At 58.8% G+C, this 17,178-nt stretch carries 15 protein-coding genes; 9 read left to right on the plus strand and 6 right to left on the minus strand.

Annotated features, from left to right (window positions below; all coding sequences use genetic code 11):
• Positions 1 to 5 precede the first annotated feature (5 nt).
• Genes AGR1_RS17405 through AGR1_RS17425 form a run of 5 tightly spaced genes read left to right on the plus strand, consistent with a single transcriptional unit; the run spans position 6 to position 5,027 of the window.
• Positions 6 to 749: an amino acid ABC transporter permease gene (locus AGR1_RS17405; RefSeq protein WP_149147689.1), complete on the plus strand. Its 744-nt coding sequence runs from the start codon at positions 6 to 8 to the stop codon at positions 747 to 749.
• Entirely contained in the window at positions 746 to 1,528 is a 783-nt protein-coding gene (locus AGR1_RS17410) for an amino acid ABC transporter permease (RefSeq protein ID WP_149147690.1), read from the plus strand. Before AGR1_RS17405 ends, AGR1_RS17410 begins: the two co-directional genes overlap by 4 nt.
• 12 nt (positions 1,529 to 1,540) lie before the next feature.
• Positions 1,541 to 2,341, plus strand: a complete 801-nt coding sequence (locus AGR1_RS17415; protein ID WP_149147691.1) for an amino acid ABC transporter ATP-binding protein — start codon at positions 1,541 to 1,543, stop codon at positions 2,339 to 2,341.
• Between the two features lie 4 nt (positions 2,342 to 2,345).
• Positions 2,346 to 3,692, plus strand: a complete 1,347-nt coding sequence (locus AGR1_RS17420; protein WP_149148010.1) for an MmgE/PrpD family protein — start codon at positions 2,346 to 2,348, stop codon at positions 3,690 to 3,692.
• An 18-nt stretch (positions 3,693 to 3,710) separates the two neighbouring features.
• Positions 3,711 to 5,027 (plus strand): LLM class flavin-dependent oxidoreductase, encoded by a 1,317-nt coding sequence (locus AGR1_RS17425; RefSeq protein WP_187772219.1) that lies wholly within the window; start codon positions 3,711 to 3,713, stop codon positions 5,025 to 5,027.
• Between the two features lie 84 nt (positions 5,028 to 5,111).
• Here AGR1_RS17425 and AGR1_RS17430 read toward each other — a convergent pair whose 3' ends face one another.
• Positions 5,112 to 6,848, minus strand: a complete 1,737-nt coding sequence (locus AGR1_RS17430) for a PAS domain-containing methyl-accepting chemotaxis protein (RefSeq protein ID WP_149147693.1) — start codon at positions 6,846 to 6,848, stop codon at positions 5,112 to 5,114.
• Positions 6,849 to 7,166: 318 nt separating this feature from the next.
• On the opposite strand from AGR1_RS17430, the gene AGR1_RS17435 reads away from it, so the two are divergent.
• Positions 7,167 to 8,420, plus strand: coding sequence for an FAD-binding oxidoreductase (locus AGR1_RS17435; protein WP_080795731.1), 1,254 nt, complete (start codon positions 7,167 to 7,169; stop codon positions 8,418 to 8,420).
• A 16-nt stretch (positions 8,421 to 8,436) separates the two neighbouring features.
• Here AGR1_RS17435 and AGR1_RS17440 read toward each other — a convergent pair whose 3' ends face one another.
• Positions 8,437 to 8,970 carry a hypothetical protein gene (locus AGR1_RS17440; protein WP_187772220.1) on the minus strand — a complete coding sequence of 178 codons (534 nt, stop codon included), beginning with the start codon at positions 8,968 to 8,970 and terminating at the stop codon, positions 8,437 to 8,439.
• A 70-nt stretch (positions 8,971 to 9,040) separates the two neighbouring features.
• Positions 9,041 to 9,265: an aa3-type cytochrome c oxidase subunit IV gene (locus tag AGR1_RS17445; protein WP_003524572.1), complete on the minus strand. Its 225-nt coding sequence runs from the start codon at positions 9,263 to 9,265 to the stop codon at positions 9,041 to 9,043.
• Positions 9,266 to 9,683: 418 nt separating this feature from the next.
• On the opposite strand from AGR1_RS17445, the gene AGR1_RS17450 reads away from it, so the two are divergent.
• Both AGR1_RS17450 and AGR1_RS17455 read left to right on the plus strand, forming a co-directional pair.
• Positions 9,684 to 10,253, plus strand: a complete 570-nt coding sequence (locus AGR1_RS17450; protein ID WP_246669670.1) for a TRAP transporter small permease subunit — start codon at positions 9,684 to 9,686, stop codon at positions 10,251 to 10,253.
• Position 10,254: 1 nt separating this feature from the next.
• Positions 10,255 to 12,120, plus strand: a complete 1,866-nt coding sequence (locus AGR1_RS17455; RefSeq protein ID WP_149147695.1) for a TRAP transporter large permease subunit — start codon at positions 10,255 to 10,257, stop codon at positions 12,118 to 12,120.
• Between the two features lie 145 nt (positions 12,121 to 12,265).
• Here the strand turns inward: AGR1_RS17455 and AGR1_RS17460 are convergent, their stop codons facing one another.
• A complete protein-coding gene (locus AGR1_RS17460) occupies positions 12,266 to 13,363 on the minus strand; it encodes a TRAP transporter substrate-binding protein (RefSeq protein WP_080795722.1) in 1,098 nt (365 codons plus the stop codon).
• Between the two features lie 304 nt (positions 13,364 to 13,667).
• Here AGR1_RS17460 and AGR1_RS17465 point away from each other — a divergent pair, with 304 nt between their 5' ends.
• A complete protein-coding gene (locus tag AGR1_RS17465) occupies positions 13,668 to 14,423 on the plus strand; it encodes a gamma-glutamyl-gamma-aminobutyrate hydrolase family protein (RefSeq protein WP_149147696.1) in 756 nt (251 codons plus the stop codon).
• A gap of 80 nt (positions 14,424 to 14,503) precedes the next feature.
• On the opposite strand, the gene AGR1_RS17470 is transcribed toward AGR1_RS17465, so the two are convergent.
• Positions 14,504 to 15,535 (minus strand): ABC transporter permease, encoded by a 1,032-nt coding sequence (locus AGR1_RS17470; RefSeq protein WP_149147697.1) that lies wholly within the window; start codon positions 15,533 to 15,535, stop codon positions 14,504 to 14,506.
• 32 nt (positions 15,536 to 15,567) lie between these two features.
• The gene (locus AGR1_RS17475) at positions 15,568 to 17,109 is read right to left on the minus strand and encodes a sugar ABC transporter ATP-binding protein (protein WP_080795719.1); all 1,542 of its coding nucleotides are present in this window, start codon (positions 17,107 to 17,109) and stop codon (positions 15,568 to 15,570) included.
• Positions 17,110 to 17,178 lie beyond the last annotated feature (69 nt).

The raw sequence follows: 17,178 nt of genomic DNA on the forward strand, positions 1-17,178 counted from the left end.
TTCCGATGCAGGATTCATTTACAGCGCGCTTCATAGAACTGGCTGCACATTTCGGCCTCAACTATGATTTTCTGAACAGCGGGTATGAGGTGCAGATCTGGCTTGACGGTATGAAGATGACCCTCATCCTCGTCTCTGTCACCTTGCCGCTCAGCCTCGTCTTCGGCTTCATTTTCGCGGCCATGCTGACATCGGGCAAGAGCTGGCTCGCCGGCCCCGTGCGCGCCTATGTGGAACTGACGCGCAACACGCCGACGCTGGTGCAGTTGATGTGCGGTTTCCTCGTGCTTAACATGCTGATTTCCAATGCGCTGGGCGGCGCGCAGAACAACCCGCTAACACCCTTTTTCTGGGTGGTCGCCATCACCGGCCTGCATATTGCCGCTTTCCATGCGGAAGCGTTGCGCGGCGGTATCGAGGCGGTGCCGGCCACCACCATCGAGGCGGCGCGCGCGATCGGTTTCAGTTCATTCGAGATTTTACGCTATGTGGAGTTTCCGCTGGCGATCCGCACGGCGCTGCCCTCCATCATCAACAACCTCGTCAATCTGGTGAAGCTCACCACCGTCGGCTCGGCGATTGCGGTGGGTGAAATCACCTATGCCTCAATCCTGATCTGGACCCAGCGCGACAATGTGGTCGAGTTGATGATCGTTATCCTCCTCTTTTTCAGCGTCATCAATTTCATCGTCGCAAGGGCCGGTCTCTGGCTGGAGCGGCGTCTTGCGGTTCCGGGGTTCGGCCAATGAGCGCGGTGGTTTCTTCAGCACAGACGGTAAAGAAGCCTCCCTTCGGCGCTATTCTGCTGCTCAGCGTGGTGATATCGGTCATTCTGTGGCTGACCCTCGATCCTTCGCTCGGTCAGGTGCTGCTGCAATGGCTGCCCTATCTGGCCAGGGGGTTCGCCATGAACGTGCTGATCAGCGTTCTGGCAATCGCCATCGGCACCTTCATCGGGGTCCTGCTCGGCATCATGGAGCTTGCGCCCTATCGTCTCGTGCGCGCGCCGGCGCTTACCTATGTGCAAATCTTCCGCAATGCCCCGCATCTGGTGCTGATCTTTGCCGCGACCTACATCTTCCCCTTCGAGATCGTCGCCTTCGGCAACTACATTCCCTTCCCCGACTGGATCAAGGCCGTCGTCGGTCTCGCCATTCCGGCCAGCGCCCATATCGCCGAAATCACCCGCGGGGCCATTCAGTCCATTCCGACGGCGCAATGGGAAGCGGCGCAGGGCCTCGGTTTTTCGCGCAACCAGACACTGCGCTGGATCATCCTGCCGCAATGCGTGAAGCGCTCGCTGCCGCCATGGATGAACCTCTATGCATCGATCACCATGGGTACGGCGCTCGCCTCGCTGGTCGGCGTGCATGAACTTCTGCACGCCGCGACAGACGCCAGCACCGCCGTGCAGCGCAACGATTTCACCGTCGTGGTTTACCTCACCGTTCTGATGGCGTTCTTCCTGTTCTGCTATCCTGTCTCCCGTTTCACGCAGCGCCTGGAACGGCGCTTCGCTTCCCGCTGATTGGAACAAGCCATGTCCGCACCTGCACCACAAACCGCCGCAAAAGCTCTGGTTGAACTGGAAGGCATACACCTGTCCTTCGGCGACAATCAGGTGCTGAAGGGCATCGACCTCACGGCCAACAAAGGCGACGCCGTCTCCATCATCGGCCCTTCCGGCTCCGGCAAGTCCACCATCCTGCGCTGCATCAACGGCCTGCTCATTCCGCAATCGGGCAAGATCACCGTCGGCGGCACGCGAGTGGACCTGCTGAAGACCGAGGCTGAACGCATCGCGCTGCGCAAGCGCATCGGTATCGTTTTCCAGCAGTTCAATCTCTTTCCGCATCTGACGGTGATGGAAAATATCACCATCGCGCCAATCAAGATTCTCGGCACGCCGAAGGCGGAAGCCGAGCGACATGCCCGCGAATTGCTGGAAAAAGTGCGCCTTTCCCAGAAGGTCGATGCCTATCCCGGCCAGCTTTCCGGCGGCCAGCAGCAGCGCGTGGCCATTGCCCGCGCGCTCGCCATGCGACCGGAACTGGTGTTATTCGATGAGGTCACTTCCGCGCTCGACCCGGAAACCGTGGGCGAAGTGCTCGCCGTCATCCGCGATCTCGTCAATGACGGCATGACCAGCATTCTCGTCACGCATGAAATGCGTTTTGCCGAAGAAATCAGCGACAATATCGTCTTCACGGAAAACGGCCTGATCGTCGATCAGGGCCCGCCGGAGCACATCTTCTACAAGTCGACCAATCCGCGCATCAACGCCTTCGTCAAGGGTCTTGGCGGACAGACGGCGCGGCTCAATGACGGTGAAGGGATCTGACGCCATGGTCGCCGAGGAAAAACTCACCCTTCATCTGGCCGAAGCGATTGCCGCATCTGACCCCCTGCGTGACGAAGAGGCTGTGACCATCGCCCGCACGGCGCTGATCGATTTTTTCGCCTGCGTGCTGGGCGGCGCTGCCGACAGAAGCACGAAAATCATGATCGATACCTTCACGCCCGGCATACAGGGCGCAGCCGGAATCATCGGCCACGATCTTCGCACGGACGCCTTTACCGCCGCCCTTATCAACGGCCATGCCGGCCATGTGCTCGACTATGATGATGTCCATGGCAGCGTGCGCGGCCACCCCACTGTCGCCATCATCCCGGCTTTGCTGGCTATTGCGGTCGAAGAGGGATCAACGGCGGATGCCTTCATCGCCGCCTATATCGTCGGGCTTGAAACCATGGCGAGGATCGGCCTGTCACTTGGTACAAAACATTACGAAAACGGTTTCCACGCCACCGCCACGCTCGGCCCCATCGGCGCTGCAGCGGCAATCGCCCATCTCCTGAAATTCGATACGAAGACCACAGCCGTCGCACTCGGCCTCGCCGCCACGCAATCGGCCGGGCTTCGTCTGCAATTCGGGTTCGATGCAAAGCCGCTGCATGCAGGGCTTGCCGGCCGCGCTGGCCTCTCTGCTGCGCGGTTGGCGCGATCGGGTTTTCAGGGCGCGTCGGATTTTCTGGAAAACCCCATCGGCTTTTATTCTGCCTTCGCCTTCGGCGTCGAACAGCCCAAACGGGTCTTATCTGGCTGGGGAGCGCCCTGGCAGATCATCTCGCCCGGCCTCACCCTCAAGGCTTTTCCCTGCTGCACCGCCAGCCATCCCGTTGCTGTCGGCGCGCTGGCGTTGCGCAACAGCCATGATCTGACACCGGATGAAATCGAAACGGTTACCATCACCTTCCCGCCGGGCGGCGATGCCGCCCTCGTTGGCCCCGCCACGCCCGCGACTGGCATTGATGCACGCTTCAGCGCCGAATATGTCTTTGCCGCCGCGCTGACGGATGGAGCGCTCGGCATCGGCCATTTCGACGAACGCCCGACGCGCGCTGACCTTCTTGCCCTTTCCGCAAAAGTCTCGCGCCGGCATGACGAGACCGCGCGCCGCCTCTCGCCCGATCCAACCACCCGGTTCGTGGTCATCGACGTGACGAATAAGGACGGCATGGTGCTGTCGCGCCGTGTCGATGGCCTCCCCGGCATCGATGACCCGACTGAAAAATTTGCCGACGCGACCGGCGGCAATGAGAAATTCGCCGGCATCCCGGCACTGGTGCGGAGCATGACGACCGCAGCCGACCTCCGGAAGCTCGAAGCACTTCTGACAACTGACATATAACTCGACCGACATGAAGGCATGATCCCCATGACCAATACGACCCGCGACAGACAGATGCATCTCGGCCTTTTCCTGCAAGGCGCCGGGCACCACGTTTCCGGCTGGCGTCATCCCGATGCGGAGGCCGGCAGCGAGAACTTCGATCTGCTCACACGCGTCACAAAAATGGCGGAAGCCGCAAAATTCGACATGATATTCCTCGCCGACGGGCTGACCAGCGGCGTTGATGCCCATCCGTCAATGATCGCCCGCTTCGAGCCGCTGACGTTGCTGGCGGCGCTTGCCATGGTGACCGACAAGATCGGTCTGGCCGCCACCGCTTCCACCACTTATGGCGAGCCCTATCACACCGCCCGCGCCTTCGCTTCCATCGACCACCTGAGCCATGGCCGTGCGGCGTGGAACATCGTGACAACTTCCTATGCCCGCACAGCGGCTAATTTTTCCAAAAGCCATCCCGAGCATGACGAGCGTTATGCGGTGGCGGAAGAATATGTGAATGTGGTACGCGGCCTTTGGGACAGCTGGGATGATGACGCCTTCATCAAGGACAAGCAAGCGGGTCGCTACGTCGATCCCGAGAAAGTCCATGTTCTCAACCACGAAGGTAAATATTTCACGGTCAAGGGGCCGCTCAATATTCCGCGCTCGCCGCAGGGCCACCCTGTTCTCATCCAGGCCGGCTCTTCCGGTCCGGGGCAGGATCTCGCGGCCCGCACCGCCGATATCGTCTTCACCGCCCAGCAGGCGATTTCCGAAGCACAGGCCTTCTATACCAGCCTCAAGGCACGCGTGGCGAAATTCGGCCGCGATCCGGCCAGCGTCGCCGTCATGCCCGGTTTCATGCCGATTATCGGCAGGAGCTTTGAAGAGGCTGGCGAAAAGCTGAAGGAACTGAACCGTTGGACCGATATCAAGAGCGCCATGCCGCTGCTTGAGGAACGCATCGGCCACAGCCTCACGGATTACGATCTCGACGGCCCGCTGCCGGACCTGCCGATCTCCGATCAGCTCCGCAGCCGCGCCGAGCTTCTGACGGAACTCGCGCGCCGCGAAAAGCTGACGATCCGGGAGCTGGCGCTGCGCGTCGCCGCCGGCCGCGGCCACCATATCGTCATGGGCACGGCCAAGGATGTGGCGGACCGGATGCAGGAATGGTTCGAAAACGGCGCGGCCGATGGCTTTAACGTCATGCCACCCTTTTTCCCCGGCGGGTTGGAGGAATTCAACCGCGAGGTCATTCCGCTCTTGCAGGAGCGCGGCCTGTTCCGCAAGGACTACGAAGGCTCGACGCTGCGCGACCACCTCGGTATCGCACGACCGGCCCTGCGGTAAAAAAAGCCATGCGGATGCCCGCTCAAAGGCATCCGCATCCACCGGATCTCATTCTCAAGCTGAAGCGGGCCTGAGCCTGCTCCTTTACGCGGCCGCCCGTGCCGATGGCTTGTCGCGCCGGATGGTATTTACGGTATCCGGGCGAGTTGACGATCCGTCTTCTCGCTGAACCGTACGACGGTTCAGCTTGAACAGGCTGACAAGCTGCGCAAGCGCATCTGCGCCCTGCGCCAGCGTCGTGCTGATCACCGTGGTGCGGGCGCTCATCGCCGCGTTTTCCTGAGTCATCCGGTCCAGCCGGTTGACTGCCTTGTTGATCTCGCTGATGCCGACAGCCTGCTCGTCCGCCGCCTTGGCAATCATATCGACATTGCCGTCAATGTGCCTGACCAGCGCATCGATCTGCTTCAGCGCTTCGCCGGTTTCGCCCACCAGCCTGACGCCTTCCAGAACCTCGGTACCGGAATTATTGATCAACGCCTTGATTTCCTTGGCGGCATTGGCCGAACGCTGTGCCAGCTCGCGCACTTCCTGCGCCACCACGGCAAAACCTTTGCCTGCATCGCCCGCCCGCGCGGCCTCCACACCGGCATTCAGCGCCAGCAGGTTCGTCTGGAAGGCGATTTCGTCGATCACACCGATGATCTGGCTGATTTCCCGCGAGGCCGTCTCGATACGCTGCATGGCGTCGACTGTCCGCTCCACGACCTCGGTGGAGGCCACGGTGGATGTCCGCGCGCTCTGAACCAGCTTGCGCGTCTCTTTCATGTTTTCAGTCGACGAACGCACCGTTGCGGTGATTTCTTCGAGTGCTGCCGAGGTCTCCTCAAGCGCCACCGCCTGCTCACGCGAACGTTCGGCGAGATTGACGGAGGCTTCGCTGACTTCCTGGCTGCTGCGGGTCAGGTCTCCGGTCTGGCCGAGAACGTTTTCCAGCGTCTTCTGGAATTCAGCGATCGATTTATTGAAATCGCGGCGCAGTCGTTCGAACTCGCCGACGAAGGGTTTGTCCAGCGTAATGCGGATGTTGCATTGGGAAAGCCGCTCGAGCGCAGCACCTAGTTCCTCGACCGCATGCATCCGGTCCGTCACATCGAAAGCGAATTTCACGACCTTGAAGACACGACCCCGATCATCGATGATCGGATTATAGGAGGCCTGAATGAAGACGCGTTTGCCATCCTTGCCAAGGCGCATGAATTGCCCCGTCGAGAAATGTCCCTTTCCGAGTTCCTTCCAGAAATCCCGATAGTCCTGGGACTGGGCATAGGCCGGCTCGCAGAACATCGAATGATGTTTGCCGATGATATCTTCCGCCGTGTAACCGAGCGTCGCGAGGAAATTTTCGTTGGCGCTGAGGATTTTTCCATCGGGCGTAAATTCGATCATGGCCTGCGCGCGGGAGAGCGCCGCCAGTTTCCCGGTATCCTCAGCGCTCCTGCGCTTGATCGAGGTGATGTCGGTTGCGATCTTGACCACCTTGTAGGGTTTACCGAAACGGAACACCGGGTTGTAGGAAGCCTCGATCCAGATTTCGTCGCCATTCTTGGCGCGACGACGATACTGGCCCTGATCGTATTCGCCACGCGACAGCTTCGCCCAGAAGCTTTTGTATTCAGGCGATGCCGAATCTTCGGGAGACAGGAACATGCTGTGGGTACGCCCAACGATTTCAGACTGCTGATAGCCGACGGCCTTGCAGAAATTATCGTTCGCTTTCAAAATCTTGCCGGTCAGATCGAACTCGATGATGGCCTGCGAGCGGCCAAGCGCATCAAGCACTGCAGAAGCGTCCGGACCAAGTTTAGAAAAGTAAGACATCTTTTTGAACCCTCAAACAGCAACCCATATGCAGACCTCCTTCACCCTCGAAATATAAAGGTGAAAAGCGGTTGGCCCGCCTGTACGCGAAACTAGCCGGATACCGTTAAATAGCGATTAATAATGAACTATAACTATCGGTCCTGAGCCTCAATAAACTGCCGATATGCTTCACCGCGAATATATTCCCCTTGTCTATTTCGGACCGCTTATTTGCCACAGTGCTGATATTTCTGCGCCGGCAACACGATACGGCCTTTCATCGCGGCGGCATTCATTGTTATGCGGGGTTGAAAGATTTGTGTTGCAGGAGCGCCGATGACCAAAACCCTGAAATGCGATGTGCTGGTGATCGGCACCGGCATTATCGGTTCCATGGCGGCCCTTTATCTGCAGAATGCCGGACGCGAAGTGGTGCTTCTGGAGCGCGGCGAGGTTGCCCGGGGCGCGAGTTCCGGCAATGCCGGCATTCTGGCCTTCCCCGAAATCATCCCCATTCCCGCTCCCGGAATCATGAAAAAAGCGCCGCGCTGGCTGTTCGATCCGCTCGGCCCACTTAGCGTGCCGCCGGCCTATGCGGCGAAGATCGCACCCTGGCTGTGGCGCTTCTGGCGGGCGAGCGCCGAGCGCAGTTTTCGCCATGGGCTGAAGTCACTTACCGACCTCAACCGGCTCGCTGCCATGGAAATGGCCCATGTCGCGGCGATGCCTGAACTCTCGCACCTCGTTTCGAAAACCGGAACGCTCGATCTTTACGACAGCGAGGCAAGTCTCAATGCCGCCCGCAGGGACTGGGACGAAAAGGAAAGCGCCGGTTTCACCTTCCAGCGCGTCGGCCGCCCCGAAATCGAGGAACTTCAACCGGGTCTCGCGCCCCAGTTCCGCCATGCCATGTTTTCGCCGGACGGTCTGCAGGTCTCCGACCCTTACGACTTCACCCGCGCCGTTTTCGATCTGGTAATCGCCCGCGGCGCCAGCCTGCGCAAGGGCGAGGCCGAACGCATTGATGCTGTCGGCGAAAGTACGATCGTGACGCTGGAAAATGGTGACAAGATCGATGCCGACCGGGTGGTGATCGCCTGCGGCGCCTGGTCGAGAAAACTTGTCGCGACGCTTGGCAGCATCGTGCCGCTGGAAACCGAACGTGGTTACAACACCACCCTTTCCCCCAACGCTTTCAACCTGACGCGCCAGCTTTATTTTAACGACCATGGTTTCGTGGTCACCCCGCTATCGACAGGCATCCGCATTGGCGGCGCGGTCGAACTTGGCGGGCTGGAACTGAAACCGAATTTCCGCCGTGCCGAAGCCATGCTGAAAAAAGCAGGACGTTTCCTGCCCGGCCTCAAACTGGAAGGTGGAAAACAATGGATGGGGTTCCGCCCGTCCATGCCGGACTGTCTTCCCGTCATCGGTACGGCGCGCGCCACGCCGTCCGTCATCTATGCCTTCGGACACGGCCATCTCGGGCTGACGCAATCGGCAGCCACCGCCCGTCTGGTAACGCAACTGGCCAGCGGGGAGGATACGGAAATCTCGATCGATCCTTTCCGGCCGGGGCGTTTTTCCTGAGTTCAGGAAGACGAAGCTATTTCACCGGCTGCATAGAATCGTCCGGAAACGCCACCTCGGCGAAGGACGGATAGACCTTGCGAAGGATGGTGACCTGCTGCTGGTCGCTTACCCGCAGCAAATACCAGTCTGCACCGTCCATCAACGCCAGCGTATGGGATTTCGCCTCGATCGTCTGGCCGCCGGTTTCCATCACCGTCCTGGTCGGAATGAGCGCATAGGGCGTTCCATCAGGCGTTTTCGCAAGGCTGATCGCCTGCGTATCCATGGTGAATTCGGTTATCTTGACCGCCGCGAGCGCCATCTGCATCTGCGCGGTCAAAGCACCGCGCAATTGCTCCACGGTAATGCCGGCGTCGCGGGCGATGAATTCAAAGATTTTCGGCGGTACAGTCTTGCCGACGACATCAAAATCCTGCGCGCTCAAAGCCGTCTGGAATCGCTCTATCTGTGTGCGAAGACCCTCCTGCTCTGCAGGTGAGAGATCGCGTGACAAAGCAGGATGCACAATCGCCGCCAGCAGAAACAGACAATAGAGCAGACGCTTCATGACCTGGCCTTTCCGGTTATCCGGCATCCGCCCGGCCCCCGGAAAGGGAACCGCTCATGAACAGCATTTTTCAGCGCAGCAGAAAGAAACCCGCAGCCGACAGCACCACGAAGACGACCAGGCCGCCAAGGAATCCGGCAGTGGTGAAGAAACCGGCGACCATGGCCAGCATCAGCACGCACAGCATCATCGTGCCGTACTTCGTCAACGCCAGAAAACCGTTATAGGTCTTTTCGTGCTCGGCGTAGTTCATCTCGGCGCCGACTTCGACAGGACCTGTGTGGTGTTCGCTCATTCCGCTTCCCCTTATGCTCCATCCGCCATGCCCGCCATACGGGAAATCTGCCCCTGGACGATCTCGGGCCCATGCCGGATTCTCCGTCGCCAGAGGTAACATGAAGTCGTGGCGAAGTGCAATGCATCGTCACCCGCACGTTCTCTTCCGGCAAGGCTGGAAAAGTAAAATTAATGCGCTGCAAAAAAGGAGCATGATATAGCGCGCAACACAAAATAAGTGCACGATGAATAGTCACAGGCGCCGCCCGTGCGGGATTCCCGGAGGAAGGACGACCGTTCGGAGTTGCTTTTTGAAATGCTGTTGAATAAGCACCTGCAAACAAGAAAAAAATCGGACTTGCCAGGCAACAGGGCAAATAAAACGCCGATAAAAAAGCTGCGGACCGGACCCTGGATCTGGTCCTGAGGAGGGGAAAGTGAAGTTCTTATTGGGAATAAGCCGGGCCGTTGACACGGTCACCACGGTTATCGGTCAATCTGTGTCCTGGTTATTGCTAGCGGCGGTGCTGATCAGCGCCACAAACGCCGTGGTGCGCAAGATGTTCGACATATCGTCGAATGCTTGGCTCGAAGTGCAATGGTATCTCTATGGCGCTGTTTTCATGCTCGCGGCGGCTTACGCGCTTCTGAAGAACGAGCATGTCAGGATCGACATATTGTCGTCCACATGGTCGAAGCGCACACGTGATATCGTTGACTTTGTCCTTCACATTGTTTTCCTGGTCCCCTTCGCCGGCCTGATGTCCTATCTCGCCTGGCCGTGGTTCTGGAATTCCTTCAACTCCGGAGAAATGTCCTCCAATGCCGGCGGTCTGATCATCTGGCCTGCCAAGCTCGTCGTCCTTCTGGGCTTCTCCCTGCTTCTGGTTCAGGCATTTTCGGAGATCATCAAGCGTTATGCGGTGATTGCCGGATATATTGCCGATCCGCGTGAAACGGTGCTTTCGGAAACCGACACGGAAACCAACGGAAATGCAGGGAGCTGACATGATAGATCTGATTGCGCATAACCTGCCGCTGGTGATGTTCAGCAGCGTGATGCTGCTGCTGCTGCTGGGTTACCCTGTCGCCTTTACGCTCGCCGCTGGCGGCCTCATCTATTTCGTGCTTGGCGTGGAGCTTTCATGGATTTCCCCTGAAATCCGCCTCTTCTGGCCGCTGCTGCAATCTCACCCCGAACGCATCTACGGGATCATGTATAATGATACGTTGCTGTCGATCCCGTTTTTTACGTTCATGGGTATCATCCTTGAGCGATCCCGCATGGCGGAAGATCTTCTCGATACGATAGGACAATTATTCGGCCCGATCCGCGGCGGCCTCGCCTATGCGGTCATTCTCGTCGGCGCGCTGCTGGGAGCCACCACCGGCGTTGTGGCGGCTTCCGTGATGGCCATGGGGCTCATCTCACTGCCGATCATGATGCGATACGGTTATAATCGCCCCCTCGTCGCGGGTACGATCGCCGCCTCGGGCACTCTTGCGCAGATTGTCCCGCCGTCACTCGTCCTGATCGTCATGGCTGACCAGCTCGGCCGCTCCGTCGGCGACATGTACGTCGGCGCTCTTTATCCCGCTCTTTTGATCATCGCGAGCTATTGCGCCTATATTTTTGCGGTCTCCATTTTCAAACCGTCGCTCGTACCTGCCCTTCCGAAAGAAGCGCGCACGCTCGGCAACGGCGTGACCTCGCTTTTCGTGATGATCGCCGTTTCGGTAGCGCTCTATTTCATAGGAATGCACCTCCTTTTCACGGGCATGGCCAGCCCGGAATGGCGACTGGTCGCTGCACTCGCCTTCGCCGTCTTCACGGTTTATCTGGTTGCGCTTTTTAACAGCATCGCAAGCAGGAAGGTCATTTCCCGCCTCGCCGAACAGGTCATTATCGTTCTGGTGCCGCCGCTGGCGCTCATCTTCCTTGTGCTCGGCACCATCTTCCTCGGCATCGCGACGCCAACAGAAGGCGGCGCAATGGGCGCGACCGGGGCGCTGATCCTCGCACTTGCCAAGGGCAGGCTTTCGCTTGCGACGATCAAGAATGCGCTGGATGCGACGACGAAGCTTTCTGCCTTCGTCATGATGATCCTCATCGGTGCCCGCGTCTTCGGCCTTACGTTCTATGGTATCAACGGCAATGTCTGGATCGAGGAACTGTTGCTTGCCCTGCCCGGCGGCGAATACGGCTTTCTGGTCGTGGTCACGATCATTATTTTCATTCTCGGCTGTTTTCTCGACTTCTTCGAAATCGCCTTTATCATGGTCCCGTTGCTGGCGCCGGTGGCGGACAAGCTCGGGATCGATCTCGTCTGGTTCGGCATCATTCTCGGCATCAATCTGCAAACCTCGTTCCTGACACCGCCCTTCGGTTTCTCGCTGTTCTTCCTGCGCTCCATCGCCCCGAACGCCGCATGGGTGGATAAGGTGACAGGCAAAAAAATGCCTGGTGTAAAAACGACGGAGATCTACAGGGGCGTCTTGCCCTATATCGTCATCCAGTTCGTGATGATCCTTGTCGTCATCGCATTCCCCGGCCTGGTGCTGACCTACAAGAGCGGCCATACCAGCGTCGATCCCAATAGCGTCAAGATCGAGATACCCGGTGGCCCGGGAGGCAGCGGCCTGTCCCTGCCACCGCTTGGCGGCGGCGGCGCATCTCCGCAACAGCCATCCATGGGCTTGCCGCCGCTCAACCTCGGCGGCCCCGCGGCGGCGCCGTCGGGTCAGGAAAGCGGTGCGCCGACCTCACCGCCCTCCCTTGGCCTGCCGCCCCTAAACCTGGGTGGACCGCAACCCCAGCAGCCTGCGCAGAATACCCAGCCCGATCTCAGCCAACCGCCGAAGATCGGACCGTAACGGCGCGGCGCGGCATCAATAGGACGTCGTCCGAAGCCGCGCCCCCTTGAAAACGCCACCTTGGAACCATTGCAACAAAGACACAAAAAGCCCCGGAGACCGAAATCTCCGGGGCTTTCTGCCCGGTCCGCCTTTTACCGAAAGATCACAGCTTTCCGTTGCGCTGCTGAATCATCATGAACGTGTCGAATGTATATTCCGAAAGCTGCATCCAGAGATAACCCTCGCGCTTGAAGGCCACCTGATCCTCATAAATCTTCTTGAAATCAGGGTTGGTAGCCGAGATGCCAGCATAAACTTCCAGCGCTGCCTTGTAGCAGGCCTCAAGAATTTCCTGGCTGAACGGCCGCAGCACAGCTCCCTCGGCCACCAGCTGTCGCACGGCGGTCGGGTTCTTGGCATCGTATTTCGCCATCATGCTGGTGTTGGCGAAAGCGCAGGCATCCTGCAACGCAGCCTGATAATTCTTCGGCAGGTTGTTCCATTTTTCCAGATTGACGAAGGAATGGATGACCGGACCGCCTTCCCAGAAGGCCGGGTAATAATAATATTTGGCCACCTTGTAGAAACCGAGCTTGTGGTCGTCATAAGGTCCGACCCATTCCGCCGCGTCGATGGTGCCTTTTTCCAGTGCTGGATAAATGTCGCCGCCGGCGATCTGCTGCGGTACCACGCCGAGCTTCTCCACCACCTTGCCGGCGAGACCGGCAATGCGCATCTTCACGCCCTTGAAATCGTCCACGGTGTTGATTTCCTTGCGGAACCAGCCGCCCATCTGGGCGCCGGTATTGCCCGCAATCATGCCATAGAGATTATGTTTGGCGTAAAACTCGTTGAGCAGCTTGTTGCCGTTGCCTTCATAGAACCATGAATTGGTCAGGCGGGCATTGAGACCGAAAGGTATCGCCGTGCCGATGGCGAAGGTCGGATCCTTACCGACGTAATAATAGGAGCAGGTGTGGCACATTTCCACCGTGCCGGAAGACACCGCATCGGCGGCCTGCAGGCCGGGCACGATTTCGCCGGCGGCGAAGGTTTGAATGGTGAAATTGCCGTCAGTTGCGGCTGCAACATGCTTGGCAATATCTTCCGCGCCACCATAAATCGTGTCCAGCGATTTCGGAAACGACGACGTCAGGCGCCAGGTGATCTTGGTATTCTGCTGTGCAATGGCGGGCGCGGCCAGAGCTGCCGTTGCAGCTCCCGCAAGCGCGCCCTTTTTTATAAAGGAACGGCGATCCATCTATATCCTCCCAGATATGAACGCTGCCCGCAGCTTTGAATTCCCCTCGTTGCTGTTCAGGCATCGCAGCAAAGTAAGCACGGTTACGACCCGGCTGACAAGCACCCGCACCAAGAATTAATCGCAGAAATACCGGCCTTTCCGGGATTCTTCGGGAACTTTTCTTCGCATTTTATTTTCAACTGAAATATCCCGGCATCGCCTTATACTTTAGGCGCATAAAGACCCTCCGGAACGCAAAACGTATGCTTGACTTGCCCCGCCGGCAGTCGCACAAATTTCGAAGATTCGTCCCGGAGCCATCATGCCAAAACCCATTATCGCCGTTCCCGCAGACATCCGGCATTTCACCGGAGCCGACTGGCACGCCGCGCAGAACCAGTATGTTTCCGCTGCACTGAAAGTCGCTGGCGTCATGTCCTTCATCGTCCCGGCCTTCGAGGACGGGAACGAGGTCGACGCCATTCTCGACAGGGTGGACGGCCTGCTCGTGTCCGGCTCCGCCACCAATGTCCACCCTTCCCTTTACGGAAAAGAAGCGCGGGAGAGCGACGGCCCGTTTGATCAGGCCCGCGACGCAACCAGCCTGCCGCTCATCCGCCGCGCGATCGAACGTGGCATCCCGATGCTGGCCATCTGCCGCGGCATTCAGGAGCTGAACGTCGCGCTTGGCGGTACGCTCGCTTCCGAAATTCAGGAACAGCCCGGTATATGGGATCACCGAAAACCGGAGCATGACGACCGTGACGTGGCCTTCGCCATCCGCCAGCCGGTGCATGTGCGCGATGGTTCCTGCATCGCACAGCATCTCGGCATGTCGGGCGAAATCCAGATCAATTCGCTGCACCGGCAGGCAATCGCCGAGACCGCGCCACGCCTGCAGGTGGAAGCGACAGCCGCGGACGGTACCATTGAGGCCGTCTCCGTCATCGACGCCAAGGGATTTGCCGTCGGCGTACAATGGCATCCGGAATATTGGGCTGAGACGGATGCGCCCTCCCGGGCGCTGTTCGAGGCCTTCGGCAAGGCGGTCCACAACTATCGAAACAGCAAGGCATAAACCGCCGTTAATCCCACCGGCTCATAAGAACATAAAAAAAGGGCAAGCCCGAAGGCCTGCCCCAAGTCTGGGAGGAGGATTTAGCGCTTTGCGCGTTTCTTCTGTCGGTAGACGTCGGCAACGACCGCAGCCACGATGATCAGGCCCTTGACGATTTCCTGGTAATAGGCGTCCACCCGGAGGAAGGTGAAGCCCGACGTCATGACGCCGAGGATGATGGTGCCGATTACCGTTCCGGTGATCCGGCCGGCGCCGCCGGCGAGCGATGTGCCGCCGATGACGGCTGCGGCAATGGCGTCGAGTTCATACATTACGCCCATGCCGGCCTGTGCCGTCTGTGCGCGGGCGGCGGTGACAACACCGGCAAGACCGGCGAGCATGCCAGCAATGGCATAGACCTTGATCAGATGCGCTTCGATATTGATACCAGACACGCGGGCCGCCTGCTGGTTGGCGCCGATAGCGTAAGTGAATTTGCCGTAACGGGTGTAACGTAGCGCCACGTGGAAGATGAGGGCGACGACGAGGAACACCACGACCGGCCAGATGCCCGTGCCAATGAAATTGAAACCATCAGTCAGACCGGAGATCGGTTGACCCTTCGTATACCACTTGGAAAGACCACGCGCCGTCACCATCATGCCAAGCGTTGCGATGAAAGGCGGGATCTTGGTGCGGGCGATGAGCTGTCCGTTAATGAAACCCGCCAGGGTACCGGCCAATATGCCGACCGCGAGCGGTATGACGAAAGGCAGATCGGTCAAGCCCGGATAAAGCGCCCGCGGCCATGTTGAGGATTGCGCCACGCTGGCGGACAGCATCGCCGTCAGGCCGACGACGGAACCGGAAGAGAGATCGATACCGCCGGTGATGATGACCTGGGTCACGCCAACCGCGATGATGCCGATCACCGAGACCTGCAGGATCATGATCGTCAGGCGCTGCTGGTTCATGAGGAAGCTCTGGCCGATAAAAATCCAGCCAAGAATTTCATAGACCAGCGCGATGCCGATCAGCACGAAAAAAATATTGGCCTCCGGCGGGATGCGCCGGTGCGGCTTGCGTCCGGATTTTGCGTCCAACTCTGTGTTGGCGGCGGCGTTCGTATTCATAGTTATTCCTCCTCGAGAAATCCCGGCGCGCCTCACCGCGATGCGAGATCCATCACTTTAACCTGCGTGGCTTCACTTCTATCAAGAAAGCCCGTCACTCGACCTTCATGCATGACCATGACACGGTCGCTCATACCCAGAACCTCCGGCATTTCGGACGAAATCATGATCACGGCGACGCCCTGGCGCGCCATCTCGCAAACCAGCTTGTGAATTTCCGCCTTGGCCCCGACATCGATGCCGCGTGTCGGCTCATCCAGAATGAGAATGCGCGGCTTGGTCAGCATCCAGCGGCCGATCAGCACCTTTTGCTGGTTACCGCCAGACAGGTTCTCGATGCGCTCGTAAAGATGCGGCGTCTTGACACGGAGCTTGCGGCACATGTCCTCGCAGGCCTCCGACAGCGCATTTTCCTGCACGAAGCCATTGGCGACATATTTATCCTGCAGGACGGCGATCTGCATGTTCTCCAGAATGTTCAGGATCAGCAGGCATCCCGTATCCTTGCGATCCTCCGTCAGAAACGCCATGCGGTGACTGATAGCCTTCGTCGGGCTGTCGATCGAAACCGGCTTGCCGTCGATTGCAATCGTGCCTTTGGATGCGGGCGTTACACCGAACACCGTTTCCGCAACATTGGAGCGGCCAGATCCGACGAGACCGGCGACGCCGAGAATTTCACCGGCGCGCACCTCGAAGGAAATGTCATGGAAAACGCCGTCGAGCGTGAGATTCTTGACCGAAAGTACAACGTCACCGATCGGAACCTCTTCCTTAGGGAACATCTGGGTGATCTCACGACCCACCATCATGCGGATGATGTCGTCGCGCGTTACTTCGGTCGAGGCATGGGTGCCGATATATTTCCCGTCGCGGAAAACCGAAAACTCATCGGCGATCTCGAACAGTTCGTTCATCTTGTGGGTGATGTAGACGATACCGATGCCCCGTTCCCGGAGATCGCGGATGATGCGGAAGAGATGCTCGACCTCGCGCTCCGTCAGCGCCGATGTCGGCTCGTCCATGATGAGAACATCAGAATCATACGAAACAGCCTTGGCGATCTCGACCATCTGGCGACTTGCCACCGAAAGCTCGCCAACGCGGGTTTCCGGGTCGAGATCGATGCCGAGCCTTTGAAGAAGCGTCTCGGTTCGACGATACATTTCGCCGTGATCGATGAAGCCCAGCCGGTTTTTTGGCTCGCGTCGTATCCAGATGTTTTCCGCCACCGTCATATAGGCCATCAGGTTCAGTTCCTGATGGATCATGGCAATACCGTTTTCCAGCGCATCGAGCGGGGAATCGAGACGTATGCCGGCGCCTTTCAGACGAATTTCGCCACTGTCCGGCTGATAAATGCCAGCCAGGATTTTCATCAGCGTCGATTTTCCGGCGCCATTCTCGCCCATCAGCGCATGCACGGTGCCGCGCTTCAGCTTGAACTGCACATCATCGAGCGCCACGACGCCGGGAAATTCCTTGCGTATGCCTTCCGCAGCAAGAAGATACTCCGCATTCGGCACGGCTCCGCTGGCGCGCACGGCAGCCATTGTCGATGGACTGACGACCATCTCACCCTCCACAATAGACAAAAATGACCGGAAACAGGCTTTGCCAGACGACGCGCCTTGCCTCCGGGG

This window comes from Agrobacterium sp. B1(2019), assembly GCF_008274755.1.
Classification (GTDB): Bacteria; Pseudomonadota; Alphaproteobacteria; order Rhizobiales; family Rhizobiaceae; genus Agrobacterium; species Agrobacterium salinitolerans.

Excerpts from the sequence above, each read along its gene's own strand:
- AGR1_RS17460 (WP_080795722.1), bottom strand. The coding sequence starts at position 13,363 with ATGGATCGCCGTTCCTTTATAAAAAAGGGCGCGCTTGCGGGAGCTGCA.
- AGR1_RS17445 (WP_003524572.1), bottom strand. The coding sequence starts at position 9,265 with ATGAGCGAACACCACACAGGTCCTGTCGAAGTCGGCGCCGAGATGAAC.
- AGR1_RS17405 (WP_149147689.1), top strand. The coding sequence starts at position 6 with ATGCAGGATTCATTTACAGCGCGCTTCATAGAACTGGCTGCACATTTC.
- AGR1_RS17425 (WP_187772219.1), top strand. The coding sequence starts at position 3,711 with ATGATCCCCATGACCAATACGACCCGCGACAGACAGATGCATCTCGGC.
- AGR1_RS17410 (WP_149147690.1), top strand. The coding sequence starts at position 746 with ATGAGCGCGGTGGTTTCTTCAGCACAGACGGTAAAGAAGCCTCCCTTC.
- AGR1_RS17440 (WP_187772220.1), bottom strand. The coding sequence starts at position 8,970 with ATGAAGCGTCTGCTCTATTGTCTGTTTCTGCTGGCGGCGATTGTGCAT.
- AGR1_RS17420 (WP_149148010.1), top strand. The coding sequence starts at position 2,346 with ATGGTCGCCGAGGAAAAACTCACCCTTCATCTGGCCGAAGCGATTGCC.
- AGR1_RS17465 (WP_149147696.1), top strand. The coding sequence starts at position 13,668 with ATGCCAAAACCCATTATCGCCGTTCCCGCAGACATCCGGCATTTCACC.
- AGR1_RS17470 (WP_149147697.1), bottom strand. The coding sequence starts at position 15,535 with ATGAATACGAACGCCGCCGCCAACACAGAGTTGGACGCAAAATCCGGA.
- AGR1_RS17455 (WP_149147695.1), top strand. The coding sequence starts at position 10,255 with ATGATAGATCTGATTGCGCATAACCTGCCGCTGGTGATGTTCAGCAGC.
- AGR1_RS17430 (WP_149147693.1), bottom strand. The coding sequence starts at position 6,848 with ATGTCTTACTTTTCTAAACTTGGTCCGGACGCTTCTGCAGTGCTTGAT.
- AGR1_RS17475 (WP_080795719.1), bottom strand. The coding sequence starts at position 17,109 with ATGGTCGTCAGTCCATCGACAATGGCTGCCGTGCGCGCCAGCGGAGCC.
- AGR1_RS17435 (WP_080795731.1), top strand. The coding sequence starts at position 7,167 with ATGACCAAAACCCTGAAATGCGATGTGCTGGTGATCGGCACCGGCATT.
- AGR1_RS17415 (WP_149147691.1), top strand. The coding sequence starts at position 1,541 with ATGTCCGCACCTGCACCACAAACCGCCGCAAAAGCTCTGGTTGAACTG.